This is a genomic window from Zoogloea sp. GDB6 (assembly GCF_056724105.1).
This window is the reverse complement of the sequence record NZ_CM161497.1, coordinates 5,302,870-5,327,773: the sequence shown is the minus strand read 5'-3', so window position 1 is coordinate 5,327,773 and position 24,904 is coordinate 5,302,870. Positions and strand designations below refer to the sequence as shown.

Annotated in this window: 25 protein-coding genes; 9 read left to right on the top strand and 16 right to left on the bottom strand. The window is 67.9% G+C overall.

What is annotated here, in order from left to right; genetic code table 11:
• Positions 1-128 precede the first annotated feature (128 nt).
• The 3 genes from AC1PQG_RS24275 to AC1PQG_RS24265 are packed head-to-tail and all read left to right on the top strand — an operon-like array spanning position 129 to position 4,237.
• Positions 129-2,132 (top strand): SAM-dependent methyltransferase, encoded by a 2,004-nt coding sequence (locus AC1PQG_RS24275; protein ID WP_481120297.1) that lies wholly within the window; start codon positions 129-131, stop codon positions 2,130-2,132.
• Between the two features lie 24 nt (positions 2,133-2,156).
• Positions 2,157-2,948, top strand: a complete 792-nt coding sequence (gene cobA / locus AC1PQG_RS24270; protein WP_481120296.1) for a uroporphyrinogen-III C-methyltransferase — start codon at positions 2,157-2,159, stop codon at positions 2,946-2,948.
• Positions 2,945-4,237 carry a cobyrinic acid a,c-diamide synthase CobB gene (locus tag AC1PQG_RS24265; RefSeq protein ID WP_481120295.1) on the top strand — a complete coding sequence of 431 codons (1,293 nt, stop codon included), beginning with the start codon at positions 2,945-2,947 and terminating at the stop codon, positions 4,235-4,237. Before cobA ends, AC1PQG_RS24265 begins: the two co-directional genes overlap by 4 nt.
• A gap of 8 nt (positions 4,238-4,245) precedes the next feature.
• Here AC1PQG_RS24265 and AC1PQG_RS24260 read toward each other — a convergent pair whose 3' ends face one another.
• Positions 4,246-5,409 carry an aminotransferase-like domain-containing protein gene (locus tag AC1PQG_RS24260; RefSeq protein WP_481120294.1) on the bottom strand — a complete coding sequence of 388 codons (1,164 nt, stop codon included), beginning with the start codon at positions 5,407-5,409 and terminating at the stop codon, positions 4,246-4,248.
• A gap of 73 nt (positions 5,410-5,482) precedes the next feature.
• Between AC1PQG_RS24260 and AC1PQG_RS24255 the strand changes: the two genes are divergently transcribed.
• Entirely contained in the window at positions 5,483-5,917 is a 435-nt protein-coding gene (locus tag AC1PQG_RS24255; protein ID WP_481120293.1) for a MarR family winged helix-turn-helix transcriptional regulator, read from the top strand.
• 88 nt (positions 5,918-6,005) lie between these two features.
• Here AC1PQG_RS24255 and AC1PQG_RS24250 read toward each other — a convergent pair whose 3' ends face one another.
• The 12 genes from AC1PQG_RS24250 to AC1PQG_RS24195 form a co-directional block, all read right to left on the bottom strand.
• A complete protein-coding gene (locus AC1PQG_RS24250; RefSeq protein WP_374480565.1) occupies positions 6,006-6,569 on the bottom strand; it encodes a hypoxanthine-guanine phosphoribosyltransferase in 564 nt (187 codons plus the stop codon).
• Between the two features lie 16 nt (positions 6,570-6,585).
• On the bottom strand, positions 6,586-6,870 hold the full coding sequence (locus AC1PQG_RS24245) for a YqjK-like family protein (RefSeq protein ID WP_481120292.1): 285 nt from the start codon (positions 6,868-6,870) through the stop codon (positions 6,586-6,588).
• On the bottom strand, positions 6,867-7,250 hold the full coding sequence (locus AC1PQG_RS24240) for a phage holin family protein (protein ID WP_481120291.1): 384 nt from the start codon (positions 7,248-7,250) through the stop codon (positions 6,867-6,869). The genes AC1PQG_RS24245 and AC1PQG_RS24240 overlap by 4 nt, the downstream gene beginning before the upstream one ends.
• 12 nt (positions 7,251-7,262) lie before the next feature.
• Complete coding sequence (locus AC1PQG_RS24235) at positions 7,263-7,571, bottom strand: ElaB/YgaM/YqjD family protein (protein WP_079434566.1); 309 nt, start codon at positions 7,569-7,571, stop codon at positions 7,263-7,265.
• 109 nt (positions 7,572-7,680) lie between these two features.
• Positions 7,681-10,764, bottom strand: a complete 3,084-nt coding sequence (locus AC1PQG_RS24230; RefSeq protein WP_481120290.1) for an efflux RND transporter permease subunit — start codon at positions 10,762-10,764, stop codon at positions 7,681-7,683.
• 10 nt (positions 10,765-10,774) lie between these two features.
• Positions 10,775-11,911 carry an efflux RND transporter periplasmic adaptor subunit gene (locus tag AC1PQG_RS24225; protein WP_481120289.1) on the bottom strand — a complete coding sequence of 379 codons (1,137 nt, stop codon included), beginning with the start codon at positions 11,909-11,911 and terminating at the stop codon, positions 10,775-10,777.
• Positions 11,908-13,353, bottom strand: a complete 1,446-nt coding sequence (locus tag AC1PQG_RS24220; RefSeq protein WP_481120288.1) for an efflux transporter outer membrane subunit — start codon at positions 13,351-13,353, stop codon at positions 11,908-11,910. The genes AC1PQG_RS24225 and AC1PQG_RS24220 overlap by 4 nt, the downstream gene beginning before the upstream one ends.
• Positions 13,350-14,021, bottom strand: a complete 672-nt coding sequence (locus AC1PQG_RS24215) for a CerR family C-terminal domain-containing protein (RefSeq protein ID WP_481120287.1) — start codon at positions 14,019-14,021, stop codon at positions 13,350-13,352. Before AC1PQG_RS24215 ends, AC1PQG_RS24220 begins: the two co-directional genes overlap by 4 nt.
• A 118-nt stretch (positions 14,022-14,139) precedes the next feature.
• Complete coding sequence (locus tag AC1PQG_RS24210) at positions 14,140-15,300, bottom strand: NAD(P)/FAD-dependent oxidoreductase (RefSeq protein WP_481120286.1); 1,161 nt, start codon at positions 15,298-15,300, stop codon at positions 14,140-14,142.
• An 81-nt stretch (positions 15,301-15,381) separates the two neighbouring features.
• Positions 15,382-15,546, bottom strand: coding sequence for a rubredoxin (locus tag AC1PQG_RS24205; protein WP_079434560.1), 165 nt, complete (start codon positions 15,544-15,546; stop codon positions 15,382-15,384).
• A gap of 49 nt (positions 15,547-15,595) precedes the next feature.
• The gene (locus AC1PQG_RS24200) at positions 15,596-16,081 is read right to left on the bottom strand and encodes a rubrerythrin family protein (RefSeq protein ID WP_481120285.1); all 486 of its coding nucleotides are present in this window, start codon (positions 16,079-16,081) and stop codon (positions 15,596-15,598) included.
• A gap of 150 nt (positions 16,082-16,231) precedes the next feature.
• Positions 16,232-17,020 (bottom strand): exodeoxyribonuclease III, encoded by a 789-nt coding sequence (locus AC1PQG_RS24195; RefSeq protein WP_481120284.1) that lies wholly within the window; start codon positions 17,018-17,020, stop codon positions 16,232-16,234.
• A gap of 34 nt (positions 17,021-17,054) precedes the next feature.
• On the opposite strand from AC1PQG_RS24195, the gene pyrE reads away from it, so the two are divergent.
• From pyrE to AC1PQG_RS24175, 4 genes are all read left to right on the top strand, one after another.
• Positions 17,055-17,702, top strand: a complete 648-nt coding sequence (gene pyrE / locus AC1PQG_RS24190; RefSeq protein ID WP_481120283.1) for an orotate phosphoribosyltransferase — start codon at positions 17,055-17,057, stop codon at positions 17,700-17,702.
• Between the two features lie 4 nt (positions 17,703-17,706).
• Positions 17,707-18,336: a hypothetical protein gene (locus tag AC1PQG_RS24185; RefSeq protein WP_481120282.1), complete on the top strand. Its 630-nt coding sequence runs from the start codon at positions 17,707-17,709 to the stop codon at positions 18,334-18,336.
• 43 nt (positions 18,337-18,379) lie between these two features.
• A complete protein-coding gene (locus AC1PQG_RS24180) occupies positions 18,380-19,021 on the top strand; it encodes an MBL fold metallo-hydrolase (protein WP_481120281.1) in 642 nt (213 codons plus the stop codon).
• A 61-nt stretch (positions 19,022-19,082) separates the two neighbouring features.
• Positions 19,083-19,799 carry a response regulator transcription factor gene (locus tag AC1PQG_RS24175; protein WP_481120280.1) on the top strand — a complete coding sequence of 239 codons (717 nt, stop codon included), beginning with the start codon at positions 19,083-19,085 and terminating at the stop codon, positions 19,797-19,799.
• Between the two features lie 26 nt (positions 19,800-19,825).
• Here AC1PQG_RS24175 and mscL read toward each other — a convergent pair whose 3' ends face one another.
• Positions 19,826-20,254 (bottom strand): large conductance mechanosensitive channel protein MscL, encoded by a 429-nt coding sequence (gene mscL, locus AC1PQG_RS24170; RefSeq protein ID WP_481120279.1) that lies wholly within the window; start codon positions 20,252-20,254, stop codon positions 19,826-19,828.
• Between the two features lie 201 nt (positions 20,255-20,455).
• On the opposite strand from mscL, the gene AC1PQG_RS24165 reads away from it, so the two are divergent.
• Positions 20,456-22,783: a CHASE2 domain-containing protein gene (locus AC1PQG_RS24165; RefSeq protein ID WP_481120278.1), complete on the top strand. Its 2,328-nt coding sequence runs from the start codon at positions 20,456-20,458 to the stop codon at positions 22,781-22,783.
• Between the two features lie 145 nt (positions 22,784-22,928).
• On the opposite strand, the gene AC1PQG_RS24160 is transcribed toward AC1PQG_RS24165, so the two are convergent.
• Both AC1PQG_RS24160 and AC1PQG_RS24155 read right to left on the bottom strand, forming a co-directional pair.
• Positions 22,929-24,260, bottom strand: a complete 1,332-nt coding sequence (locus AC1PQG_RS24160; RefSeq protein WP_481120277.1) for a diguanylate cyclase domain-containing protein — start codon at positions 24,258-24,260, stop codon at positions 22,929-22,931.
• Positions 24,257-24,904: a hypothetical protein gene (locus tag AC1PQG_RS24155; protein WP_481120276.1), complete on the bottom strand. Its 648-nt coding sequence runs from the start codon at positions 24,902-24,904 to the stop codon at positions 24,257-24,259. The genes AC1PQG_RS24160 and AC1PQG_RS24155 overlap by 4 nt, the downstream gene beginning before the upstream one ends.

Sequence of the window (24,904 nt, the reverse complement as noted above, 5' to 3'; positions counted from 1 at the left end):
CGGCATTGCCGTGGCTGAACTTTAGTCGATTCTGCGACGCTTGTTGTCCCCGTCCGCGGCCGTAAATGGCTTCGTGCTATCCTGCGTCCCCCGTTTTTCCGGTCGTGCATCGACGCGGCCGCCAGAACATGAGCGAAGAACAGAATTTCGAGCCGCCGGCCGTGCCGGCGGACGCGGAGGTGCCCGCCAAGCCGGCCCGCCGCAAGGCTCCCGCCCGGACCTCGCGCAAGAAAGCCGAAGTCGTGGCCGAAGCCGTTCCCACCGCCGAGGCAGCTCCCGTCGTGGTAGAGGCTGAGACCGAGGCGCCTGCTGCCAAGAAGCCGGCCAAGCCCCGCGCCAAGCGTGCGCCGCGCAAGCCGAAGGCCGAGGCGGCCGTCGTCGTGGAGACGACTCCGGATCTCTTCGCGGCGGTGGAAGCCGTTGCCGACGTGCCAGCGCCGGCGGTCGAGCCGGAGCCGGTTGCCGAGGCGCCCGTTGTGGAAGCGCCCGTCATCCCCGCTCCCATCGTCGAAACCGTGACGTCGCAGGAGCAGCCGCAGCTGATCGAGGCCGTGCCTGCGCCAGTACAGGAGCCGGTACAGGACTCTGCCGCCGAAACGGTGGATGCGGTCGAAGACGCCGCTGACGAATCCGACGACCTGCAGCCGGCCGCCGACGGTGAAGCGGCCGATGCGCCCGCCGGTCCGCGGCGCAAGCGCAAGCGCCGGCGCGGCCGTGGCGAACGGAACGGTCAGGGGGAACGTCGGGAACAGGCTGGTGAAGCGCTGCCACAAGGCGAGTCCGATGAGCCGGTGGCCGAGGTGGTGGATGTGCCCGCCGAAGCAGTGGGCGCAACGCCTATGCCCGTCGACGCCGAAGCCGTCGAGGCGCTGCTGGCCGTCGATGGCGAGGCCGCGGTCGAACCCGAACCCGCTGTCGCCGAACCGGCCCCGCTGACCGTCGTCAGCCTGGGCCTGGACGTGCCGCCGGTGCTGTCCACCGAGGCGCTGACGGCGCTGCGCAATGCGAGGGTCGTGCTGGGCACCGCCGATGCGCTGGACCGCCTGGCTGGCCTCGAACTGAATGTGCCGCAGCAGCTGTGCGCCGCCGAATCGGCCCACATCGACGTGCGCGCCGTCGGCCATGCCGGCAGTGTGCTGGTGGTCACTGGCGACGGTGCCGGCGATGGCCCGGCCGCCGAACTGCTGGCCGAACTGGGCCCGGCCCATGTGCGCGTGCTGCCCGGTGTCGGGCGCGTGCAGGCGGCCTGCGCCGCACTGGGACTGTCGGCGGAGATCGTATCGGTGGTGGACTTGCGCCGGGCGCCGCTGGCGACGCTGCGTGGCCAGTTGCGCGCCCATCGTCTGCTGGCCCTGCCGCTGGCCGACGCCGCGGCGCCAGTGGCGGTGGCGCGCCTGCTGCTCGACAGTGGCTTTGCCGGTGCACGGGTGTGGGTCTGCGAATTCTTTTCGGGGCAACTGCAGGCTCGGGCCTGGCTGGCCTCCGAGCTGGTCGAGCTGCGCGAGACCTTTGATCCGCGGGCTGTGCTGATCATCGCGACTGGACCGTCGAACGGGCTGTTCGCCGAGTTGCCGGGGCTGTCCGATGCGGCCCTCGGCGAAGGGGCGCCCGCTGCGCTGCCGCTGGCGGTGCGCACGCTGGCACTGGCCTGGCTGCAGCCGGCAGCCTGGGAAACCGGCTGGGCGATCTCCGACGGCGAGGCCAGCCTGGCCCTCGAATGGGCGCGGGCGGTGCCGACGGCGCGGGTGCGTGCAGTGGGCATGGAGCCGAGCCTGTTGGGCGTGAGCATTCCGCTGGCCGGGGTGGGTGACAACCTGTCGGCGATCGGCAGCGCGTCGCCGCTGCGCTGCCGCGAATGGCCGGCGCCGGAAGCGGTGTTCATCCGCGGCGGTGTGGGGCTTGGCGACTGGCTGGCCGCTGCGTGGGCGCGTCTGGCGCCGGGTGGACGCCTGGTGGCCAGCGCCGAGGACGACCAGGCCCGCGGCGACCTGCTGGCTTTCGCCACCGAGGTACCTGCCGAAGCCTGGCAGGAACTGAGCCTGTCCAGCGGCGAGACGGTGGCCGGGCGCCTGCGTTTCACGCCCAGCGCACCGGTGCGTCTGGCCTTGTGGCGCAAGCCGGCCCTATCCTGAGACTTTCCACCGTGGAGCGCTGACGTGCCTGCTGACTCTCTTCCCCGCGAACGTTCTCCGGCCAAGCCGGGCTGGGTCTATCTGGTCGGCGCCGGCCCTGGCGACCCGGAACTGCTGACGCTGCGTGCCTTCCGCCTGTTGCTGGAGGCGGATGTGCTGGTCTATGACAACCTCGTCAGCAAGGAAGTGCTCGACTGCGTGCCGACCACCATCGAACGCATCTACGTGGGCAAGAAGGCCTCCAACCATGCGCTGCCGCAGGAAGGCATCAATGCACTGCTGGTGCGCCTGGCCCAGGAAGGCAAGCGCGTCGTGCGCCTGAAGGGCGGCGATCCCTTCATCTTCGGGCGCGGCGGCGAGGAAGTGGAAGAGCTGGTGAAGGCCGGCGTGCCCTTCGAGGTGATCCCCGGCATCACCGCGGCGGCCGGCATCGGCGCCTACGCGGGGATTCCGCTGACCCACCGGGATTTTGCCCAATCGTGCATCTTCGTCACCGGCCACCTCAAGGACGGCTCGGTGGACCTGGACTGGGAAATGCTCGCCCGCCGCAAGCAGACCCTGGTGTTCTACATGGGCATCACCCAACTGGCGACGATCTGCGCCCAGCTGGTCGCCCACGGCCTGCCGGCGACGACGCCGGCGGCGGTAGTGCGGCGTGGCACGACCAAGGCCCAGCGGGTGGTGACGTCCGATCTGGCCGGCCTGGCAGCGGCGGTGAAGGAAGCCGGCATCACGCCGCCAGCGCTGACCATCGTTGGCGACGTGGTCAGCCTGCAGTCGCGTCTGGCCTGGTTCCACCCGGAGGTGAAGGAATGAGCAGGGCCGCCTGTCCGGCCCTGTTCGTCGCGGCCCAGGCTTCCGGCCAGGGCAAGACCACCGTCACCGCCGCGCTGGCCCGCCTGCATACCCGCCAGGGGCGCAAGGTGCGGGTGTTCAAGTGCGGTCCGGACTTCCTCGATCCGCAGATCCACGCGGTGGCCAGTGGGGCGCCGGTGTACAACCTGGACCTGGGCATGTGTGGCGCGGAAGACGCCGCCTGGCGTCTGCACGCGGCCGCGCAGGAGGCCGACCTGATCCTCGTCGAGGGGGTCATGGGCCTCTTCGACGGCGCGCCGTCCGGCGCCGACATCGCGCGTCGCTTCGGCATTCCGGTGATGGCGGTGATCGATGCCAAGGCAATGGCGCAGACTTTCGGCGCGCTGGTGCATGGCCTCGCCACCTGGCAGCCGGATTTGCCGTTCTCCGGTGTGCTGGCCAACCACGTGGGCAGCGAGGGCCACGCCAAGCTGTTGCAGGACAGCCTGGGGCCCGGCATCGCGTGGTACGGCGCGTTGCCGCGGGATGCCGACGCCGCGCTGCCGGAACGCCATCTGGGCCTGTTGCAGGCGGCCGAGATTGCCGACCTGGACGCGCGCCTCGATCGCCTGGCCGACCACCTGGCGCGCACCGGCGCGGCGGATCTGCCGCCGCCGGTGAGTTTTCCGGTGGTCGAGCGTCCGCTGGTGGAGGCAGCCCTGCGCGGCCGGCGCATCGCCGTCGCCCGCGACGCGGCTTTCGGTTTCATCTACCCGGCCAACCTGGATACGCTGGCGGAGCTCGGCGCCGAAGTGAGCTTCTTCTCGCCGCTGGCCGGCGATGCCTTGCCGGACTGCGACGCCGTGTGGCTGCCCGGCGGTTATCCCGAACTGCACGCCGAGGCGCTCGCCGCCAACGTGCGCTGGCAGGCCGACCTGCATGCCCACGTGGCGGCCGGCAAGCCGCTGCTGGCCGAATGCGGCGGCATGATGAGCCTGTTCGAGACCATCACCAACAAGGAAGGCGCAACCTTCCTGGGCTCGGGTGTGCTGCCCGGCCACACGCGCATGCAGGCGCGGCTGGCGGCCCTCGGCACGCAGGTGGCGGAGTTGCCGGAAGGGCGGCTCACCGGCCACACCTTCCATTACTCGAAGAGCGAGACGCCGCTGCAGCCCTTGACCCGCGCCAGCAGCCTGCGCGGCGGCAAGGACGGTGAGGCGATCTACCGGCTGGGCCGGGTGACCGCCTCCTACGTGCATTTCTATTTCCCGTCCAATCCGGCTGCTGTCGCCGCACTGTTCGGCGCCTGACTGCCTTGTCAGGCTGGCTGGCGGGCGATCAGCGCGGCCAGCCGGGCAAGTCCGCGGTCGATCTCATCCTCGCTGGCGTGGCTGAAGTTGAGGCGCAGCGTGCCGGTGGCCTCCGGCGCGTCCGGATAGAAGGCCTCGCCGGGCATGAAGGCGACGCTTTCTTCGATGGCTAGCGGCAGCAGTTTGCGGGTGTCGATGCGGCGTTTCAGCTGCAGCCAGAAGAACAAGCCGCCCTTGGGCACGCTCCAGCTCGCCAGTGCGCCGAAATGGCGTTCCAGCGCCGCGGCAAACAGGTCGCGTTTGTGGCGGTAGAAATCGGCCAGCCCGGCGAGGCGTTCGGCCCGCGTCGGCGATTCGAGCTGCTGCAGTACCAGCCATTGGCTGAGGCGGTTGCTGTGCAGGTCGGCGGCTTGTTTGAGGCGCACCAGGTAGGGGAACAGGTCCGCAGAGGCCGCCAGGAAGCCCAGGCGCAGGCCCGGCGCCAGGCTCTTCGAGAAGGAGCCTTGGTAGATCCATGGGCTGTCCGTCAGCGATGCACACACCGGGCGCCGTTCGCAGGTGTCGTAGACCAGGTCGCGATAGGGATCGTCCTCGAACAGCGGCACGCCGGCTTCGCCGCAGGCCGTGGCGAGCGCCTGCCGTTCGGCGGCGCTGTAGCAATACCCGGTGGGGTTCTGGAAGGTCGGGATGGCGTAGGCCAGTGCCGGTTTGCTGGCGCGGAAGGCGGCGGTGTTGACCTCGGCTGCCGCGAAGGGCACGAAGCGCGCGCCGAAAAAGCGGAACACCTGCAGCGCGGCCAGGTACGTAGGCGATTCGACGGCCACCGGCGTGCCCGTATCGACGAACAGCTTGCCGACCAGGTCGATGCCCTGCTGAGAGCCCGACAGCACGATGATGCGCTCCGGGCCACAGTCGAGACCGCGGCGGCCGAGTTCTTCGGCGATGCGCGTGCGTAGTTGCGGATCGCCTTCGCTGGCGCCGTATTGCAGCGCCGCGGCAGGCGCGGCGAGGCCGAGTTCGGGAAAGGTCTCGGCGGCCGGCAGTCCGCCAGCGAAGGAGATCATGCCGGGACGCCCTACGACGGCCAGGATCTCCCGGATCGGCGACGGGTGCAGATCGTGCACACGGGCGGAAAGGGAGGTTGGCAGGCGCGGGGTGGGGGTGGTCGGCATGGAAGTCTCCAGAAAGAATTAAGTCAATAATATTGACCTATAAATCCTGAGCTTCTTCCGGAATAATGTCAACATGATTGACCTAAATCGCCAGGCTGAGCTCCGCGAGGCCATCGAACTGTTTTATTTCGCCTACCGGGCCTTCACCGCGCCGCCGGACGACATCCTGGCCCAGCGCGGCCTTGGCCGCGTGCATCACCGCATCCTGTATTTCGTCGGGCGTAATCCGGGGATCGCCGTGAATGCGCTGCTGACCACGCTGGGCGTCAGCAAGCAAGCGCTGCATGCGCCGCTGCGCCAGCTGGTGGACGATGGCCTGGTGGGGACTGCGGCAGCAGACAACGACCGGCGCGTGAAGCGCTTGCAGCTGACTGCCGAAGGTGCGGCGCTGGAGGCGCAGCTGTCGGGAACGCAGATGGAGATGCTGGAGAAGGTTTTCGCCGAGGCCGGCCCGGAGGCCGCCGAGGGCTGGCGCCGTGCGATGGCGGGGCTGGTGAAGGGGGGCTGAGGCCGGGGTTCTGAAGGAAAGCCCGGGCCGTTCCAGATTTCCCCTTGCCCGCCGCGGGGGGCGGGCTGGGCGCCGCCCGGTTGGGGGGTCAGTGGCCCTTCAGCGCGTAGATGCCCGGTGCGTTGCGCCAGTAGCCCTTGTAGTCCATACCGCCGCCGAAGAGGAAGCGGTCGGCTACGTCGAGGCCGGTGAAATCGGCGCGCATGCCGGGGTAGGCCTTGCGATCGTGAACCTTGTGCACCAGCACTGCCGAGTGCACCTCGCGGGCACCTTCCTGCTTCAGGTAGTCGATGATCGCGGCCAGCGTGTGGCCTTCGTCGAGGATGTCGTCGAGCACCAGCACCGTGCGGTCGCGCAGGTCTTGGGTCGGGCGCACGCGCCAGTCGAGCAGGGTGCCCTGCAGCGCGTGGCCGTAGCGGGTGGCGTGCAGGTAAGCCAGTTCCAGCGGGAAGGGCAGGCGTGGCAGCAGGCGGCCGGCGAGGATCAGGCCGCCGTTCATCACCACATAGACCAGCGGGTTCTTGTCCTGCAGGCGGACGGTGATGTCGGCGGCGAGCTGGTTGAGGGCGGCGTCCACTTCGGCCGGTGTGCACAGGCAATCGGCTTCTTCGCGGGCCCGGCGGATTTCCTCGAGGTCGACGGTGGTGGTCATGGCAATGGAGGGGCAGTCAGGGGATCAGGTTGCGGACGCGACGCAGCAGCTGCCAGCCGAGCCAGCCACGGCGGGCCCAGCGGATTGCTGCACGGGGGCGGACGACCAGCGTGAACACCGCAAGGCCGCTCAGCAGCGGAGCGTTGTGGCGGGCCCAGCGCAGACCGTCGCCGATACGGTCGATGCCGTGCAGTACCGGTGTGAAGGCCTGGGCGTGGTGGATCAGCGCGTCGCGTTGTTCGCTGCAGCGGATCTGCAGGCGCTGCTTGCGCAGCGCGAGTTCGACGAGTTCGGGGTTCATTCTTTCGGCCGCAGGGCTTCCCGGTCCTGGGCCAGTTCGGCCAGGCTGGAGGCGAACAGGCGCGAGCCGGCACGCAGCCGCGCAGCGGCCCGGGTGGCGGCCCACACGCCGGCGGCGAACAGCCCGGTGGTGGCGAGGCCGAGAGCCAGCAGGCGGTGGCTGTCCCACAGCAGCACGGTCAGGAAGGCCAGCAGGAAGACGAAGCCGAAGCCGATGAAGAGCGCGGCGAGCACGGTGTCGAAAAGGAAGCTGCCGGCGCGCAGCTTCTCTTCCTTCAGCTCGACGGCGAAGAGTTCGAGACGGGTCTGGACGGTGGCCAGACCCGAATCGGCGAGGCCCTTCAGGGACTCGCCGAGGCGCGAGGGCGAGGAATCGCTCATGCGCAACCGGGTTTAGCGGCGATTGACCAGCAGGCCCAGCAGGAAGCCGACGCCAGCGGCGACACCGACGGCCTTCCAGGGATTGTCATGCACGTAGTCGTCGGTGGCGCGGGCAGCGGCCTTGGTCTTCTGCACGACAGCGGCTTCGAGGTCTTGCAGTTTGTACTTGGCGCTGGTGAGGCGGTCGCCGAGGCGGGCACGGACGTCCGCGACCTTGTCGCCGGCCTGGCCGGCGGTCAGCTTGAGCAGTTCTTCGGTGTCGGCCACTACTGCCTTGAAATCGGTGACGAGTTTGTCCTTGGTTACTTGTGCGTCGCTCATGGTTTTCTCCCAATGAATGGCGTTATTGAAGATTGGTAAGCAGCTTGGAGGGCTTGTTGTGGCCACTTGTTCCGGGCTTAGGCTAATCCCAATCGAAGTCCGTGGCAATTCATTCTGGCTGCGCGGTGGGCGCGGAACGGCGCAGGACGCGGGCCAGCCAGGCTTCCAGGTCGTCCACGTAGGTGTACACGGCGGGTACCACCAGCAGGCTCAGCAGCGTCGAGCTGATCAGGCCGCCGATCACTGCGGTGGCCATCGGCGCGCGGAAGCTCGGGTCGGCGCCGAGGCCGAGGGCGATCGGCAGCATGCCGGCGCCCATCGCCAGCGAGGTCATGACGATCGGACGGGCGCGCTTGCGGCAGGCGTCCACCAGTGCGTCGTGGCGGCTGAGCGGCGTGCCGCTGCGGCCGTGGCGGGCCTCGATGGCGTATTCGACGAGCAGGATGGAGTTCTTGGTGACGATGCCCATCAACATCAGGAGGCCGATCAGGGACGGCATCGAGAAGCTGTTGTGGGTGACCAGCAGCGCCACGAAGGCGCCGCCGATGGCCAGCGGCAGGGCCGCCAGGATGGTCACCGGCTGCGTGAAGCCGCCGAACAGCAGTACCAGTACCATGTAGATGCACAGCACGCCGATGCCCATCGCCAGCCCGAAGCTGCCGAACAGCTCCTGCATGACCTCGGTGTCCCCGGAGTCGGCCAGCGTCACGCCGGGCGGCAGCTTGGCCAGGCCGGGCAGGGCCAGGGCTTCCTTGTACACCGAGCCGAGTTCGCGCTGGCCGAGTTCCACCTCGAGGGTCACGTTGCGGCTACGGTCGAGGCGGTTCACCTGGGCCGGGCCGCTGTCCATCGCGATGTCCGCCACGTTGACGAGGAACACCGGGCCGTTCCGGCCAGGCACCTGCAGGCGGCCGATGGCGGCCAGGTCGGCTCGCTCGATGTCCGGCAGGCGCACACGGATCGGCACCTGGCGGCGCTCCAGGTTGAGTTTGGCGAGGCCGACGTCGTAGTCGCCGGCAGTGGCGATGCGGATCGTGTCGGCGATGGCCTCGGCGGTGACGCCCAGGTCGGCGGCGCGGGCGAAATCGGGGCGGATCACCACTTCCGGGCGCACCAGGCTGGCGCTGGAGGTGATGTTGCCGATGCCCTGCAGCGTGCGAAGGTCACGGGTGGCGGCCTGGGCGGCGACGGCCAGCGTGGCTGGGTCGTCGCTCTTCAGCACCAGCAGCATCTTGACGCCCGAGTCGGCCGGCCCGACGGTGATGCGCATGCCGGGCAGCACGGCGAGGCGCTGGCGCATTTCCATCTCGACGGCCTGCTGGTTGCGATGGCGCTGGGTGCGGTGGCTGAGGGTCACCGTGAGCACGGCGCGGCGCACCTCGGCGGCGGCGCCGGGGTTGAAGCCGTCGCCGGCCGCACCGCCGCCTACCGAGCTGAGCACGGCCTTCACGTCGGGCATCACGGCAAGGGCCTGGCGGGCCTGCTCGGCGGCAGTCCAGGTTTCCTTCAGCGTGCTGCCGGGTGGGAGCTCCACGTTGACTAGCGTCTGGGCGCGGTCGGCGGGCGGCACGAAGCCGGTCGGCAGCAGCGGGATCAGCATTACCGAGCCGACCAGGAAGGCGACCGCGCCGAGCAGGGTCAGGAAGCGGTGGCGCAGGCACCACTCCATCGATGCCATGTAGCCGCGCATCAGGCGGCGCTCAGGCACCTCGCCATGGGCCACGGGCTTCAGGAAGTAGGCCGCCATCATCGGCGTCAGCAGGCGGGCGACGACCAGCGAGGCGAGGATGGCTAGCACCGCAGTCCATCCGAACTGCTTGAAGAACTTGCCGGCGATGCCGGCCATGAAGGCGGTGGGCAGGAACACCGCGACCAGTGCGAAGGTGGTGGCGATGACCGCCATGCCGATCTCGTCGGCGGCCTCCATGGCGGCCTGCAGCGGCGTCTTGCCCATGCGCAGGTGGCGGGCGATGTTCTCGATCTCGACGATCGCGTCATCCACCAGGATGCCGACCACCAGCGCCAGCGACAGCAGCGTGACGGTGTTGAGGGTGAAGCCGAACCAGGCCATGCCGAGGAAGGTCGGGATCACCGACAAGGGCAGGGCCAGCGCGGCGACCAGGGTGGCACGCCAGTCGCGCAGGAACCACCACACCACCAGCACCGCCAGCAGCGCCCCTTCGTAGAGGAGCTGCATGGAGCCGTCGAAGTTCTCCTGCACCGGGGCGACGTTGTTGTAGGCGTGGGCGAAATGCACGCCGGGATGGGCGGCTTCCAGTTCGGCGATGGCCTTGGCGACGCCGTCGGCAACGGTGATCTCGCTGGCACCCTTGGTGCGCGAAACTTCGAAGCCGACCACCGGCTGGCCGTCGAAGAGGGCTACGGAACGGCGCTCGGCGATGGTGTCGGTGATTTTGGCGATGCGGTCCAGGCGCACGCTGCGTCCTTCGGACAGCGGGATATCGATGGCGCCCAGCTCGCGGGCGCTGGCCACGGTGGCGATGGTGCGTACGGCCTGCTCGCCGCCGCCCACGTCGCCGCGGCCGCCGGGGGCTTCCTGCTGGGCGCGGCGCAGCTGGCGGGACACGTCGGCGGCGCTGACGCTGAGGGCGGCCATCCGCTCCGCGTCGAGTTCGATACGCACCTCCCGGGTGACGCCGCCGAGGCGCTTCACCGCGCCGACGCCCTTGACCGCCAGCAGGCGCCGGGTGACCGTGTCGTCCACCAGCCAGCTGAGGGATTCCTCGTCGTGGGTGTCGGCGCGGATCGTCCATGCGCCGAGGGGCCGGCCGGCGGTGACGATCTTGGCGACCACCGGGTCGCGCACGTCGGCGGGCAGGTCGGCGCGCACCCGGCTGACCGCGGCGCGGACTTCGGTCTCGGCCTCGTTGGCGTTCTTCTCCAGCTCGAATTCGATGGCCACCGTGACCTCGCCGTCGAGGATGGTGGTGTGCATGCGCTTGATCTGGGCGAGGGTCGCGATGCTGTTCTCGAGCTTGCGGGCGACCTCGGTCTCCAGCGTACCGGGGGCGGCGCCGGGCAGGCTGGCCTTGACAGTGACCACCGGCAGCTCGATGTCCGGAAAGTCCTGCACGCCGGTGCTCTTGAAGGCCAGCAGGCCGGCCAGGCTGAGCAGGATGAAGAGCAGGATCGCCGGGACCGGGTTGCGGATCGACAGGGCGGAAAAATTCATGGCGTGCCGCTCACTTGCTCGGGGCCTGGGGCCCCGGCGCCGTTACCTGGACCAGGTCGCCGTCGTCGAGGAAGCCGGCGCCGCTGGCCACCACCCGTGCGTCGGCGGGCAGGCCGGAGAGGATCTCGACGCGTTCGCCGTCACGCCGGCCGACCTCGACCTTGGTCTGCACGACGCGGTTGCCGTCGCCAATGCGGAACACATAGTTGAAGCCGTCGCGCAGGGCTATTGCCTGGCGCGGCAGCGTCAGGCCGCGGCTGGCGGCCAGCGTGAACTCGCCGCGGGCGAACATGCCGGCCTTGAAGGGGGCGTTGACTCCCTTGCCGGCGGCGGCCGGCAGATCGACGTAGACCAGCGCGTTGCGGCTCTGCACATCGACGGTGGGGGCCAGCGTGCGCACCGTCCCGGTGACCCGCTCGCCGCCGGGGGCGGTGAGCTGCACCGGCTGGCCGACACGGACGCGGGCCAGCTCGGCGGCCGGGACTTCGGCCCGCCATTCGAGGCGCTGCTGGCGGATAAGGCGGAACAGTTCCTGGCCCTGGGGCACCACTGCGCCGACGGTGGCGCCGGCGGCGCGGAAAGAGATCACGCCGTCGTCGCTGGCCACCACGCGGGTGTGGCGCACGCGCAGGTCGGCGCTGGCGAGGCTGGCGCGGGCGGCCTGGCGGCGCGCGTCGGCGGTGGCCTCGGCGGTCAGGTATTGCTGGATCTGCTGGGGGCTGAGGCCGCCGCTGGCTTCGACCGAACGGGCCCGGGCCGCGTTGGCGCGGGCTTCCTGTAGCGCGGCTTCCGCTTCGGCGAGGCTGGCGCGGGCCTGGGCCTGTTCGGCGAGGGGGACGTCGGCGGTAAACTCGGCGAGGAGTTCACCGCGCTTGACCGGGCTGCCCACATTGACCTTCACGTCGGCGAGACGGAGGCCACCGGATTCGGCGCCGATGGAGGCTTCCTGCCAGGCGGCGACGCTGCCGTTGGCGACCAGCCCGCGGGGTAGGTCGCGGCCTTCAGGACTGACGGTGGTGACGGCGAGGGCCGGTTTGGCGGGCCCGGCTGCGGGTTTGGCCGTCTCGGGCGGTGGGGCTTCCGAGGAGCAGGCGGTCAGCAGGCCGGCCAGCAGGCTGGCCATGAGGGGGGCGCGGAGGGACATCATCGGGCGTCGTCCGGGGAGGGAGCTTGAGGGGTGGCCGTATCGGCGGCGTTCCAGCCCCCACCGATGGCCCGGTACAGGGCGATCCAGGCCGAGGCCCGTTCCTGCTCCCAGCCGGCCACCGTGGTGTCGGCGGCGAGGAGGGTGCGGCGGGCGTCTTCGAGTTCGAGCAGGCTGGCGAAGCCGGCGCGTTGGCGGGCCTCGGTGGCGCCGTAGGCCTGGCGGTAGCCGGCGGCTGTGCGGCGTACGTCCGCCTCGCGGGTGGCGGCGGCATCGAGGCGTACGAGGGCTTGTTCGACTTCGCTGACCGCATTGCGCACGGCTTGGCGGTAGGCCGCTTCGGCGGCAGCGTAGTCGGCGCGGGCGGCCTCCACGTTGGCGGTAATGCGACCGCCGTCGAACAGCGGCATGGCCAGCGTCGGGCTGATCGACCAAGTGGTGGCGGACGTGTGCTGGCCGTTGGTGTTAAGGCGCATCGGCGTGAAGAAGCCGGCCAGGGTCAGGCGTGGGTAGCGCTCGGCGGCGGCACTGCCGATTGCGGCGCTGGCGGCAGCGAGATCCCGTTCGGCGGCGGCAACGTCAGGGCGCTGGGCGAGCAGGCGGGCCGGCAGCGTGTCGATGGCGAAGGCAGCAGGTGTCGGGAAGCGCCCGCTGGCGGTGGCGAGGCGGCGGCGCAGCTCGGCTTCATCGAGCCCGGTGAGGGCGACCAGGGCCTTGATCTGGCGGTCGCGGGCGGCGCGCAGGTCGGCCACCGAGGCGGCGCCGTCGGCGGCGCTGGCGCTGGCGAGGGCCACGTCGGCGGGGGCGTTGAAGCCGGCGCTGCCGAGCTTGCGGGTGAGTTCAAAGGTGGTGGCGCGGGAGGCGGCGTCGGCTTCGGCCTGGGCCAGACGGCGTTCCTGGTAGCGCAGCTGCAGGTAGGCGTCGGCGGTCTCGGCGGCGACCGACACGCGGGCGGCGTGCCAGCGGGCGGCGCTGGCCGCGAGGCGGGCTTCGGCGCCTTGCTGGTCGCGGGCCAGGCCGCCGAACAGGTCGATCTCCCAGTTGGCCATCACGGAGGCTTGGCGGGTGGTCTGGAAGGTGGTCGGGGCGCCGAAGGTGAAGGCCGCACGCTTGGCGGCGATGCTGCCATCAACGGTAGGCAGGCCGGCAACGTCGGCTGCCACGGCGGACGCACGGGCCTGGGCGATGCGTGCGCGGGCCTGGGCGAGGCTGGCGCTTTCCCGTTCGGCGGCGTCGATCAGCTCGGGCAGCAGCGGGTCGTCGAGGCGCCGCCACCAGTCGGTGAGTTCGGCGATCTGGCCGTTGTGGGGCTGCGGGGCCTGCCAGCCGGCGGGGGCGGGTATTGCAGGCGTCTGGTAGTCGGGGCCTACGCGGGGCAGCACGCTACAGGCAGACAGGCCGAGCAGCGTCAGCAGGGTGGCGGCAGTGTGCTGGCGCAGGTTCATGGGGTGCTCCCTGCCTGGCGGCGCTGTTGTTCGTTGGTGATCATCGCCAGGGCGTAGCCGGCGAGCCGGTCGGCGAGAGTGTCGACGGCGGTCGCATCGGCCAGCAGTGCGGGGCTGACCCGATCGATCAGGTCGCGGGCGACGTAGTAAGGCAGCGCCAGGCCGATGATGGAGTGAGCCAGGCGCTGGATGTCGGCGTCCATATCGGCGAGGCCCAGATGTTGGGCCAGCAGGCCGGCGAGGCCAGTGTAGAGGGCGGCCAGCTTGGCGTCGTGCTCCTGCCCAAGTACACCGCTTGGGTCGAGCAGCTCGCGGAAGTGCAGGCGCATCATCAGGTCCACCGGTGCGCCGTTCTTCAGCGGGATCAGGAAGTCGAGGAAGAAGCCGGCCAGGACGATTTCCAGCGGCAGCTCGGCGGCCGCGTCAAGGGGTGGGACCTTGGCGTCGGCGCACAGGGATTCGCTGAACACGGCTCGGTAGAGGCCGGCCTTGTCGCCGAAGTAGTAGTTGATGGCGGCCAGGTTGGCGCCGGCGGCATCGGCGATCTCGCGGGTCGAGGTCTGCTGGTAGCCCTTGGCGGCGAACAGCGGCAGCGCGGCTTCCAGCAGACGGCGACGGGCCAGGATGCCGTCGGCACGGGTCGGCTGATGGGCGGAGGTGGCGGTCATGGTGCACACCCCCTGGAAGCCGTGTCCATGCTTCCGGGGGACTAAGTTAATCAATCGACTGAATTTAGTCGATCGACATGATGCGGTCAACTCCTGGCCGTCGGCAGGGCGGCGCCCGTCAGCCCAGCGTGGGCGGCAACTGGGCGGTCAATGCCTGCTTGCCGGCGGTTGCGCTGCCGAGCACCGCGAAGCCGCGCAGACTGCCGTCCGGGGCGATGAAGCGGGCCGCCAGGCCGTCGCTGTCGCCATTGACCTGCCACGTGCCTTCCGTGCCGGCGGCGGGCGGGGCGACCACCGTGGGGGCTGCGGGGGTCTTCACCAGCACCGGCATCGGCGGGTAGCGCACGTCGGTCGGGGTGCCGGCGAGGGTCTGGGCCAGCGCCCGGACCTGCTGCATGATCGGCATCACGAAGGGCAGGCTGAGGCCGTCCACCTCTGCGCAGTCGCCGATCGCGTAGACATGCGGCGCACTGGTGGCCAGGCGACGGTCCACGACGATGCCGCGCTGGGTGGCAAGCCCCGCCGTTGCAGCGATATCGGTACGGGGGCGCAGGCCGACCGCCGACAGCACGAGGTCCACATCGAGCTTGCTGCCGTCGTCGAGTTCGAGGCGATAGCCGTCGGTCTGTCGGGCGACGCTGCGCGCCGCGGTGCCCATGCGGAAGCGGACGCCAGCCGCTTCGAGGCGTTGCTGGAACCAGTGTCCGGCGGCTTCCGGCAGCAGGCGGCCGAGGGGCCACGGGGCGGGGTCGAGTACCGTCGGCGCGATACCGCGGGCCAGCAGGTCGTTGGCGAATTCACAGCCGATCAGGCCGCCACCGAGGATGGCGATGTGCTGCACGCCGTCGAGGCGGGCGCTGAAGCGGGCGAAGTCGTCGAGATCATTGACCGACAGCACGTCGGCGGCGCCGTCACCATCGAGGGGCAGACGGATCGGGTCGGCGCCGACGGCCAGCACCAGGTCGCGGTAGGCCAGTTGTTCGCCGTTGCTGAAAGACACCTGACGCGCCGTCGTGTCGATGGACGCGACCTGGGTGTGGGCGAGGATGCGGGCGCCGAGTTCTTCGGCCATCCGGTCGGCGCTCTTCATCACCAGCGACTCGGCGGTCTTGCCGCCGGCCAGCGCGTTGGACAGCATCGGCTTGGAGTAGAAGGGCGCCGCGTCGCGGCTGACCAGCACCAGTGGGACGGTCTTGTCGAGCTTGCGGATCTCGCGGGCCAGGTTGTAGCCGGCGAGGCCGGTGCCGAGGATGAGGATGGGCAAGTCGGGGTGGGGCATCGGTAGGTCCTCGCGAAATGGGCTGGTGGGGCGGCGCGGTGGGGAGCAGATTGGGAAGGCGCGCCGCCCGGACGGGCATGGTCAGATCTCGACCATCTCGAAGTCCGACTTGGCGACGCCGCAGTCGGGGCAGGCCCAGTCGTCGGGGATGTCGGCCCAGCGGGTGCCGGGGGCGATGCCTTCGTCGGGGAGGCCGGCCGTTTCGTCGTAGATGAAGCCGCAAACGATGCACTGGTAGGTTTTCATGGTGCGCTTTCCTTTTTGGTCTGAATGCTGGGATTGAATGGGGTTGGGTTCAGGCGCCGATCTTGTCGAGGGCGGCCTGGTAGTGGGCGGCGTGGCGTTCCTCGACCTTGGCCAGGGCGGCGAAGCGCTTGGCGGCCTTTTCGAGCACGGCGCGGAACTGCTCCGCATGCTCCTTCGACTCGATGATCTGCTCATCGATCTCCTGCACCGCCGCATCGTTGCCTTCGGCGACCGCGGTGTGGCGGAAGGCCGGGTACATTTCGGTGTACTCGTAGGTCTCGCCTTCGATGGCGAACTGCAAGGCGCGGGCCGGGCTCATCTTGGCCTTCGGGTAGAGCAGGTCGAGGTGGCCGAAGGCGTGCATCACTTCCTGGTCGGCCGTGGCTTCGAAGGCCTTGGCGGTTTCCTCGTCGCCCATTTCGCGGCAAAGCTTGGCGAAATAGCGGTACTTGATGTGAGCCATCGATTCGCCGGCGAATGCGGCTTCGAGGTTCTGGATGGTGGCCGAGGCAGGATTGTGGAAGGGGTTTGCCATGATGGTTCTCCTGATGGTTGTCGTGTCGATCGGGATTCGATGGAGACCATGGTATGGCGGCGGGAAAAATACTTGAAATTGATTATTTAAAGAATTCTGATAATTAATAACTATTGATAAAACGTTCCGCCCCCCTTGGGGGCGACGGGATCAGCCGGCGAAGGGTAGGTCGTAGTCGACGGTCAGTGGGGCGTGGTCGCTGAAGCGCTGGTCCTTGTACACAGCGCTGCGTACCGCGCGGGCGCCAAGTTCTGGTGTGGCGATCTGGTAGTCAAGCCGCCAACCTACGTTCTTGGCCCAGGCCTGGCCGCGGTTGGACCACCAGGTGTAGCAGGCGTCGGTGGCCTCGGGATGGAGGCGGCGGTAGGTGTCCACCCAGCCCTGTTCGTCGAACAGGCGGCTCAGCCAGGCCCGTTCTTCGGGCAGGAAGCCGGAGTTCTTCTGGTTGGAGCGCCAGTTCTTGAGGTCGACGGCCTGGTGGGCGATGTTCCAGTCACCGCAAATCACCACGTCACGCCCGCTGGCGCGCAGTTCGGCCATGTGCGGCAGGAAAAGGTCCATGAAACGGAACTTGGCGGCCTGGCGTTCTTCGGAGCTGGAGCCGGACGGAAGGTACAGGGAAACGACCGACAGGTTGCCGAAGTCGGCCTGCAGGTAACGGCCTTCCAGGTCAAATTCTTCGTGACCCAGGCCCTCGACGATACGGTCAGGTGTCCGGCGGGTGTAGATGCCGACGCCGCTGTAACCTTTCTTGGCCGCGCAATGGAAGTATCCTGTCATGTCGGTTGGAGTGCTCATTTCGGGCGTAAGATCCGGCACCTGAGCCTTCAACTCCTGTACACATACGACGTCGGCATTCTGTTGGCCGAGCCACGTGAGGAAGCCTTTCACGCTGGCTGAGCGGATGCCATTGAGGTTGGCGGTGACGACGCGTAACATTTTGTTTGATTTAGTCCATTTTTTTGGAAACGACGTGGATTTTAGCCGTGATTTTATTGCCCTTTCCTGCGACAAGGGCGTGCTTAGGTTTGGAGAGTTCGTCACCAAGGCGGGCCGTCTCTCCCCTTATTTCTTCAATGCCGGTCTGTTCAACGACGGTGCGTCCTTCGGCAAGCTGTGCGACTTTTACGCGCAGACCTTGCTGGCGGCGCACTTGCCGTGCGACATGTTGTTCGGGCCGGCTTACAAGGGTATTCCGCTGGTGGCCGGTACCGCGATGCGGCTGGCCGAGCGCGGTCATAACCTGCCGTTCTGCTTCAACCGCAAGGAAGCCAAGGACCATGGCGAGGGTGGCACGTTGATCGGTGCGCCGTTGGCCGGTCGTGTGGCGATCCTTGATGATGTGATCTCGGCCGGTACTTCGGTGCGCGAGTCGGTGGAGATCATCCGGGCCCACGGCGCCACGCCGTCGGCGGTGGTCATCGCCCTCGACCGCATGGAGCGTGGCACCGGTACGTTGTCGGCAGTGCAGGAAGTACGCGATGCCTATGGGATTCCGGTGCTGGCGGTGGCCAACCTGACCGACCTGATCGCCTATCTGACCGACAGTCCGGCGCTGAATGCCAACCTGGAGGCCGTGCAGCGTTACCGCGACACTTATGGCGTGAGCGGAGAGCGCTGACCCCATGCGACGGCCGGCTCTGCTGTGTGCGTTGTTGGCGACCTTGCCGGTGGGCGCGCAGACGTCCTCCCGGACCATATACTGCTGCTCGGACAACGGTCATCAGGTATGTGGCGATGTGTTGCCGGCCCAGTGCTATGGCAAGAGCTACCGGGAGATGAGCCCGCAGGGCACCGTGCGTCGGCTGGTAGAGGCGCCGCTGACGCCCGAGCAACTGGCACGCAAGGAAGCCGAGGACCGGGCCCGACGGGCTGAACAGCTCCGTTTGCGGGCCGAGCAGCGCCGCAACCAGTCCCTGCTCGAAACCTACTCCAGTGTTGCCGACATCGATGCGCGGCGGGATCGCGCGATTCAGGGCGTGCAACTGGAACTCAAGCAGGCCGAGGCTGTGCGTGCCCAGTTGCTGCAGAAGCGGACCGGGCTGACCCGCGAGGCGGAGTTTTACCAGAAGCGCGGGTTGCCCCCCAGTCTGGCTGCCGCGCTGCGGGAGTCCGACAGCGAACTGGCTGCGCAGGGTTTGGTGATCGATGCGAAAAAGCGGGACATCGAGGCCATTCGTACCCGTTATGAACAGGATCGCAGCCGCTACATCGCACTGACCGAATCCCATTCGGTGTCGCCGTCCCAGCGGTGAGCGCCGCTGGAGCCTTTCAGATCACCTGACCGTTTTCCCGACCATGCTTCGATACAAGATCGTTCCTGTCACACCTTTCGAACAGAACTGCTCCCTGCTGTGGTGCGACGTGAGCCGCAAGGCGGCGGTTGTCGATCCGGGCGGAGATGTGGATCGGATTACCGCCGCCGCCGAGCAGTTGGGTGTGACGGTGGAGAAGATCCTGCTGACCCACGGCCACATCGACCATGCTGGCGGTACCGCCGAACTGGCCCGGCGCCTGGCCGTGCCGGTGGAGGGGCCAGAGCAGGAAGAACGTTTCTGGATCGATGCGTTGCAGCAGCAGAGCAAGATGTTTGGCTTTCCGCAGGTTGAGACCTTCACACCAGATCGCTGGCTGGTTGACGGGGATACGGTGACCGTGGGGCAGGAAACTCTGGACGTACTGCATTGCCCTGGCCATACACCAGGCCATGTGGTGTTTTTCAGCCCGACGGCGCGCTTGGCGGTGGTGGGGGACGTGCTGTTCGCCGGGTCGATCGGACGTACCGACTTCCCGCGTGGCAATCATGCAGATCTGGTGAAGTCCATCCGCGGCAAGCTGTGGCCGCTGGGCAACGATGTGTCATTCATTCCCGGCCACGGACCGATGTCCACCTTCGGCGAGGAGCGTGACAGCAATCCTTACGTGGGTGACTACGCCTGAGCATCAGGCGCATCCCGGTTTTCAGGCGACGAGCTTCAATTTCAGAAAAAGGTAGGTCTGCGTGCGATTTGCGATTATCGAGGACGATCCAGCCCAGATGGAGGTACTGACGGCCTGGCTGAAGGAGGCCGGGCACGACGTGCACGGTTTCACGCTGGCGCGTGAGTTCATGCGCGTGGCAAGTCGCGAGAGTTTCGACCTGTTGCTGGTGGACTGGATGCTGCCGGATCTGACCGGCGAACAGGTGTTGCGCTGGCTGCGCGTCGAGCGCAGCAACGATACGCCGGCGATCTTCATCACGTCGCGGGACGCGGAGGAGGACATCGCGAATGCCTTCAGCGCCGGAGCCGACGATTATGTGGTCAAGCCGCCGCGGCGCATCGAGTTGCTGTCACGCATCGAGGCGGTGTTGCGGCGCGCTCAGCCGAAGAGTCCCAACCAGACGCTGACGGTGGGTCTCTACCACTTCGACCTGGCCAAGAAGACTCTCGGTATCGACGGCACCGGTGTGGACCTCACGGACAAGGAGTTCGAACTGGCCGCCTTCCTGTTCCGCAACCTTGGCCGCCTGCTGTCCCGCGGTCACCTGCTGGAGGCCGTGTGGGGGCGCAACCCGTCCCTCGCGACGCGCACCGTGGATACCCACATCAGCCGCGTGCGCAGCAAACTGAACCTGCGCCCGGAAAACGGCTTCCGCCTGACCCCTACCTACAATTTCGGCTACCGCCTCGAGCGGATCGATCCGTCCGAACCGTCCGCCCTCGTCTCGCCCGATTGAGGGCGGGACGAGGGGCCGCGACGCGCCTACTTCTTCAGCGCGTCGCGGATTTCCCGCAGCAGTTTCACATCTTCCGGTTCTGGCGGCGGCTCGACAGCGGCTGATTCAGCGGCTGGTTCCTCGCGCTTCAGCTTGTTGATGGCCTTGATCGCCACGAAGATCGCGAAGGCGACGATCAGGAAGTCGATCACCGAGTTGATGAACACGCCGTACTTGAACAGTGGTGCGCCGGCCTTCTCGGCAGCCTCCATGGATTCGTAGGTCTTGTCGCCAAGATTCAGATAGAAGTGCTTGAAGTCCACGCCGCCCAGCAATTTACCGAGGACGGGCATCAGCATGTCCTTGACGAGGGAGTCGACGATCTTTTGGAAGGCGCCGCCGATGATCACACCGACGGCCAGGTCGACGACGTTGCCCTTGACGGCGAATTCCTTGAATTCCTCGATGAAGCTCACGGTTGCTCCTTTGTAGATGAGTCGATGAAAGCGCTTGGCGACCGGAGGTACGACCCGGTAAATGCAATAAATGCGCAAATCTGACAATATCGCATGCCGCTTGGCTCGAATTTGTTCATGAAGATCGAGTTTGGGAAGTATTGCACTTCGAGTAAAACAATAAACTAATATAGTGGTCGCATTTCAATCAAGAGACGTGACTTGAAAAGCGTTACCGCTTCCCTGCACCGGCCCACTCTCGAGTGGCTGGCGGTGACGTTCCTCTGTGTCGCGCTGGCGGTATTGTCGGCGTGCGAGGGCTGGTTGTGGCGTATCGACCATACACTTTATGACGATGCGCTTTCCAGCTGGCTGCGACCACCGAGTTCCGACCTGGTGATCATCGCCATCGACGATGCCAGCCTGGCAAGCGTCGGACGCTGGCCCTGGTCGCGCCGTCTGTACGCCAGGTTGATCGACCAGGCGCGTTCGGCGGGGGCTGCAGCGGTCGTCCTGGATCTGCCGCTGGAAACGGCGAGTCGCGACGATCCTGAGGGGGACCGTCTGCTGGCGCAGGCGATGCGGAATTTCCGGCGGGTCGTGCTGCCGCTGCACCAGGGGGGCTCCGGAATGGGCGAGGAGTTGCCCTTGCCGCTGTTTGCCAATGCTGCCGCGTCCATCGGGCACGACCAGCTGGAGTTCGATCCGGACGGCATCGTGCGCAGCCTGTATCTGTGGGGTGGTTTCGGGGCCGCGCGCAATCCCCACCTCGCGCTGGCTCTGTTGCGGCTGGTCGAGCCGGAAGCGGCGCAGCGCTATCGGGAACCTCCCCTGGCCGACGGGCTCGACAACGTGCTGTGGCAGCGGGCCGACTGGCTGCACATCCGTTTTGCGGGGCCGCCGGGCAGCTACACCCATCATCCCTTTCGCGCCGTGCTCAACGGTGACGTGCCGGACGCTGCGCTGCGCGGCAAGATCCTGTTCGTCGGCCTGACGGCCACCGGCCTCGGTGAGGCGGTACCGACGCCGACTTCCGGCCTGCTCCAGCAGATGCAGGGGATCGAGGTGCAGGCCAACGTCTTCGATGCGCTGCGTCGTGGCGCCACCGTGACGACCCTGTCCCCGTGGGCGGCGGCGGCCGTTGCGGCGGTACTCGTGGTGCTGCTGATGCTGTTCCTGCTGCATGCCGGTCCCAGCGCTGGCTTGATAGCCACTTTCCTGCTCGGCGGTTGGGCGGTTGTGCTGGCCTTTGTCGGGCTTCACGTCGGGGGGTGGTGGTTCGGCCCGGCGCCGGCAGTGCTCGGCTGCGCCTTGGCCTATCCCTTGTGGAGTTGGCGGCGGCTGGAGTCTGCGCAACGCTACCTGGATGCTGAGCTGGTGGCGCTGGAGCGCGAGGGCACGCCCTTCGGTGAGCCACTGAAAGCGGTGGGGGCACACAGCGCGGATCCGCTGGAGCGGCGCATCGGCATCGTCCGGCAGGTTGCCCAGCACCAGCGGGATGTGCGCCGTTTCATGGCGGCGACGCTCGAGCATCTTCCGATCGGCGTGGTCGTGATCGACCCGTATGATCGGGTGATCCTGCACAACGGCCAGGCACGCCTGCTGCTCCATGCCAGTCACGGCGAGGCGGTACTCGAGGCGCTACGGGCGCTGCCATGGCCGGCCTATCTGCCGATGCGCGATGGTCTGCCCGACCTGGGAGGTTTCAAGGGCGCCCGCCAGTTTGAACTGAGCAACGGTGAGCGGCATTGTCTGTTGGTATCGGTGGCTGACCTGACCCTTGAGTCGGGGGCGCCACCTGGACGGGTCATCGGTCTGGCCGACGTGACGGTGATGCATGAGGCGCGGCGCAGTCGCGAGGACACCATGCATTTCCTGTCCCACGATCTGCGGGCGCCTCTGGCTTCCATCCTGACCCTCATCGAGGGGTGCAGCCCCTCGCCGGAACAGCAGGCGGCCCAGATCCCGCGTATTGCCCGTTATGCCCGTTCGGCGCTGGATCTGGCCGACGGCCTGTTCCGCCTGGTGCGTGCGGAAGGGTCGGATCCTCGGGACTTCGTCGAACTCGACCTGGCCGGCCTGGTAGATTCGGCCGCCGACGAAGTGTGGCCCCAAGCCCACGCCCGAGGCATCCGCGTCGAAGTGGACACCCATGCGGCGGACAGTGAGGAGGCTATCGTGCGCGGGGATTTCTCCCTGTTGCGGCGGGCGGTGATCAACCTGCTGACCAATGCGATCAAATACGGCGCGCCGAACAGTACCGTGGGTGTGAGCCTGCAGGCCGACGGCGGTGACTGGCTGATCCGCGTTCGCGATCAAGGGGCTGGTATTCCCCGTGAAGCACTACCGCGCCTGTTCAGGCGCTTTGGCCGCATTGGTGGCGATGGGCCGGCGCAACCGTCCGGGGTTGGCCTGGGTCTGCTGATCGTCAAGACGGTGGCTGAACGCCATGGTGGCACGGTGACGGTGGACAGCACGCCGGGGCAGGGCAGCACCTTTGAAATGCGCCTGCCGTTGCGGGTCCCCTTATCGACGTCGCAGGCCGTCTGAGCAGCTGGTGGTGCCCCGGGGGGCTGTTGTGGCGTGGTCACCCCATGGTGTGAATTCGATCCTGCACGCCGCGAATCCGCGGGGGGAGAGCCCGACCTGGCTGATCTGCCAGCACAGGCTGCCTTGCGTGACGTATGGCCCTGCCTCAGCGCTGGGGATCGTTGTGGCGCCGCTTGGCGCTGTACATGCTCTTGTCGGAGTGGGTCAGCAGCGTGGCGGGATCACGGCCGTGATCGGGATAGATGGCCAGGCCGATGGAGCAGCAGATGTGTACGTGGCAGTGGCCGAGGTTGATCGGCAAGGCCACGACCCGTTTGATCTTGGCGATGACGCCGTCGAGGGCCCGGCGGTCATGGGCGCCGTTGAGCAGCACGGCGAATTCGTCGCCACCGTAGCGGGCAACCCGGTCTTCGTTGCGTAGCGTGCGGCGCAGGCGGCTGGCGATGGTCTTCAGCACGGTGTCGCCGGCCTGGTGCCCGTGGGTGTCGTTGATCTGCTTGAAGTCGTCGAGGTCGATGAACAGCACCGCGACGCGCTCGCCGCTTTCGGCGGCTCCGGTGATGGCGGCGCACAGGTGGCGGTCGAAGCGGTCCCGGTTGATCAGCGCGGTCAGGCTGTCGTGGTTGGCGCGGAATTCGTTGAGCACGGCTCGCTCATGGAATTCGGTGACGTCCACCATGGTGCCGATGAATCCGCTGATGCGTCCGAGTTCGTCGCGCAGCGGGCCGGCCTCGGCGCGCATGCGGCGCCGGCTGCCGTCGTCGGGGCGGATGAAGACGAATTCTTCGGCGAAGCGGGTTGCCGACGCGACGGCCAGGCGCCAGCTGTCCCGGACCCGCTGTTGCTCGCCGGGCGGCAGCAGGTCGAGCCACGGGATGTCGGTGACCTCGGGCAGGCTGCGGCCGAGGATCTGCTCGCAGCGTTCGTTGAGAAAGGTGCAGCGGGCATGGCTGTCGGCCTCGAACAGGCCGGCCGGGGCCTGGCGGGCCAGTTCGCGGAAGCGCATCTCACTGTGCTGGAGTTCGACCTGGGCGCGGGACAGGCGCTGGAGGTCGCTGCGCAGCTGGCGCGCCTGCTGCTTGAGGAGCGCTTCGCGGCGGACCGTTTCGGTGACGTCGCGGATCTGCAGCAGGCAGTGGCGGACGCCGTCCACGTCCACCGGGATCACGTCGATGGCCTGCTTGACTCTTTCGTCTTGCTTGCAGCCGGGCGGAAAGAGCGGCAGCGGCATCGGATGCAGCGCATGGGACAGGCGGGCCGACCAGCCGAAATCCAGGGTTTCACGGACGACCAGCGCCAGCCGTGGATCGATCGGGGCGCCGAAGGCCTCGGCCAGCGGAAGCTGGACAACCCGGGCAGCGTCGAGGCTGCTGCGTTGTTCGATCCAGCGGTTCCACAGGCAGATGCGCCCTTCCCGGTTCAGCAGGATCAGACCGATGTCGACGCAGTCGGCGAGGAGGGAGTGGAAGCCGGTCATGGCGCGGGTGGTGGATCGTCGTGGCCGGGGAGGCGGAACAGGCGGCGGATCTGCCCCATGAAGCTGGTGATCGACGGCACGTCCATGATGAACAGCACGAAGCCGGACAGGTTGTGGGCCGCCATGTTCATCGAGATGCGGGCCACCAGGATCACGCTGTCGGCATCCCGGTCGTCGAGCAGCGTGGCGGCGCTGCGCGACTGCACACTCGGCAGCGAGCCGATGATCTCGGTGCCGAAGAGGTTGGCCAGGCTGGCCATGCAGCTGTTGATGATGATGTTGCCGATCTCGGCGAGGGCATCCTGCTCGAGTTCGGTGATGTGCTGGACGGGTGTATCGTCGCCGAGCATGCGGCGCACGATTTCGAGGCTGCCGTGTTCGGGGAACAGCAGCAGCGCGTCGGTCTGAAAGCCGTCGGCCGAATTGAAGCGCTGGTTGATGCGACACAGGCGGTCGTTGCTGCTATCGGGCCGGCCCTGGGTCAGGCGTTCGGTGAGGGCGTCGCGGGACAGGATCTCGATGGTCGGTACCGATAGCTCGATCTCTTCGTGCACGATCGCCGAAAAGGTGGCCGCCGCCTCGCCGAGGGACAGGTTGAAGGCTTCGGTGAGTGCGTCGAGTTCGAGCTCGGAAAAGGTGTGCAT

Bases quoted from the DNA above. Each gene is read 5' to 3' on its own strand.
- AC1PQG_RS24275 (WP_481120297.1), top strand. From the start codon at position 129: ATGAGCGAAGAACAGAATTTCGAGCCGCCGGCCGTGCCGGCGGACGCG.
- AC1PQG_RS24265 (WP_481120295.1), top strand. From the start codon at position 2,945: ATGAGCAGGGCCGCCTGTCCGGCCCTGTTCGTCGCGGCCCAGGCTTCC.
- AC1PQG_RS24260 (WP_481120294.1), bottom strand. From the start codon at position 5,409: ATGCCGACCACCCCCACCCCGCGCCTGCCAACCTCCCTTTCCGCCCGT.
- AC1PQG_RS24255 (WP_481120293.1), top strand. From the start codon at position 5,483: ATGATTGACCTAAATCGCCAGGCTGAGCTCCGCGAGGCCATCGAACTG.
- AC1PQG_RS24250 (WP_374480565.1), bottom strand. From the start codon at position 6,569: ATGACCACCACCGTCGACCTCGAGGAAATCCGCCGGGCCCGCGAAGAA.
- AC1PQG_RS24245 (WP_481120292.1), bottom strand. From the start codon at position 6,870: ATGAACCCCGAACTCGTCGAACTCGCGCTGCGCAAGCAGCGCCTGCAG.
- AC1PQG_RS24240 (WP_481120291.1), bottom strand. From the start codon at position 7,250: ATGAGCGATTCCTCGCCCTCGCGCCTCGGCGAGTCCCTGAAGGGCCTC.
- AC1PQG_RS24235 (WP_079434566.1), bottom strand. From the start codon at position 7,571: ATGAGCGACGCACAAGTAACCAAGGACAAACTCGTCACCGATTTCAAG.
- AC1PQG_RS24230 (WP_481120290.1), bottom strand. From the start codon at position 10,764: ATGAATTTTTCCGCCCTGTCGATCCGCAACCCGGTCCCGGCGATCCTG.
- AC1PQG_RS24225 (WP_481120289.1), bottom strand. From the start codon at position 11,911: ATGATGTCCCTCCGCGCCCCCCTCATGGCCAGCCTGCTGGCCGGCCTG.
- AC1PQG_RS24220 (WP_481120288.1), bottom strand. From the start codon at position 13,353: ATGAACCTGCGCCAGCACACTGCCGCCACCCTGCTGACGCTGCTCGGC.
- AC1PQG_RS24215 (WP_481120287.1), bottom strand. From the start codon at position 14,021: ATGACCGCCACCTCCGCCCATCAGCCGACCCGTGCCGACGGCATCCTG.
- AC1PQG_RS24210 (WP_481120286.1), bottom strand. From the start codon at position 15,300: ATGCCCCACCCCGACTTGCCCATCCTCATCCTCGGCACCGGCCTCGCC.
- AC1PQG_RS24205 (WP_079434560.1), bottom strand. From the start codon at position 15,546: ATGAAAACCTACCAGTGCATCGTTTGCGGCTTCATCTACGACGAAACG.
- AC1PQG_RS24200 (WP_481120285.1), bottom strand. From the start codon at position 16,081: ATGGCAAACCCCTTCCACAATCCTGCCTCGGCCACCATCCAGAACCTC.
- AC1PQG_RS24195 (WP_481120284.1), bottom strand. From the start codon at position 17,020: ATGTTACGCGTCGTCACCGCCAACCTCAATGGCATCCGCTCAGCCAGC.
- AC1PQG_RS24185 (WP_481120282.1), top strand. From the start codon at position 17,707: ATGCGACGGCCGGCTCTGCTGTGTGCGTTGTTGGCGACCTTGCCGGTG.
- AC1PQG_RS24180 (WP_481120281.1), top strand. From the start codon at position 18,380: ATGCTTCGATACAAGATCGTTCCTGTCACACCTTTCGAACAGAACTGC.
- AC1PQG_RS24160 (WP_481120277.1), bottom strand. From the start codon at position 24,260: ATGACCGGCTTCCACTCCCTCCTCGCCGACTGCGTCGACATCGGTCTG.
- AC1PQG_RS24155 (WP_481120276.1), bottom strand. From the start codon at position 24,904: ATGCACACCTTTTCCGAGCTCGAACTCGACGCACTCACCGAAGCCTTC.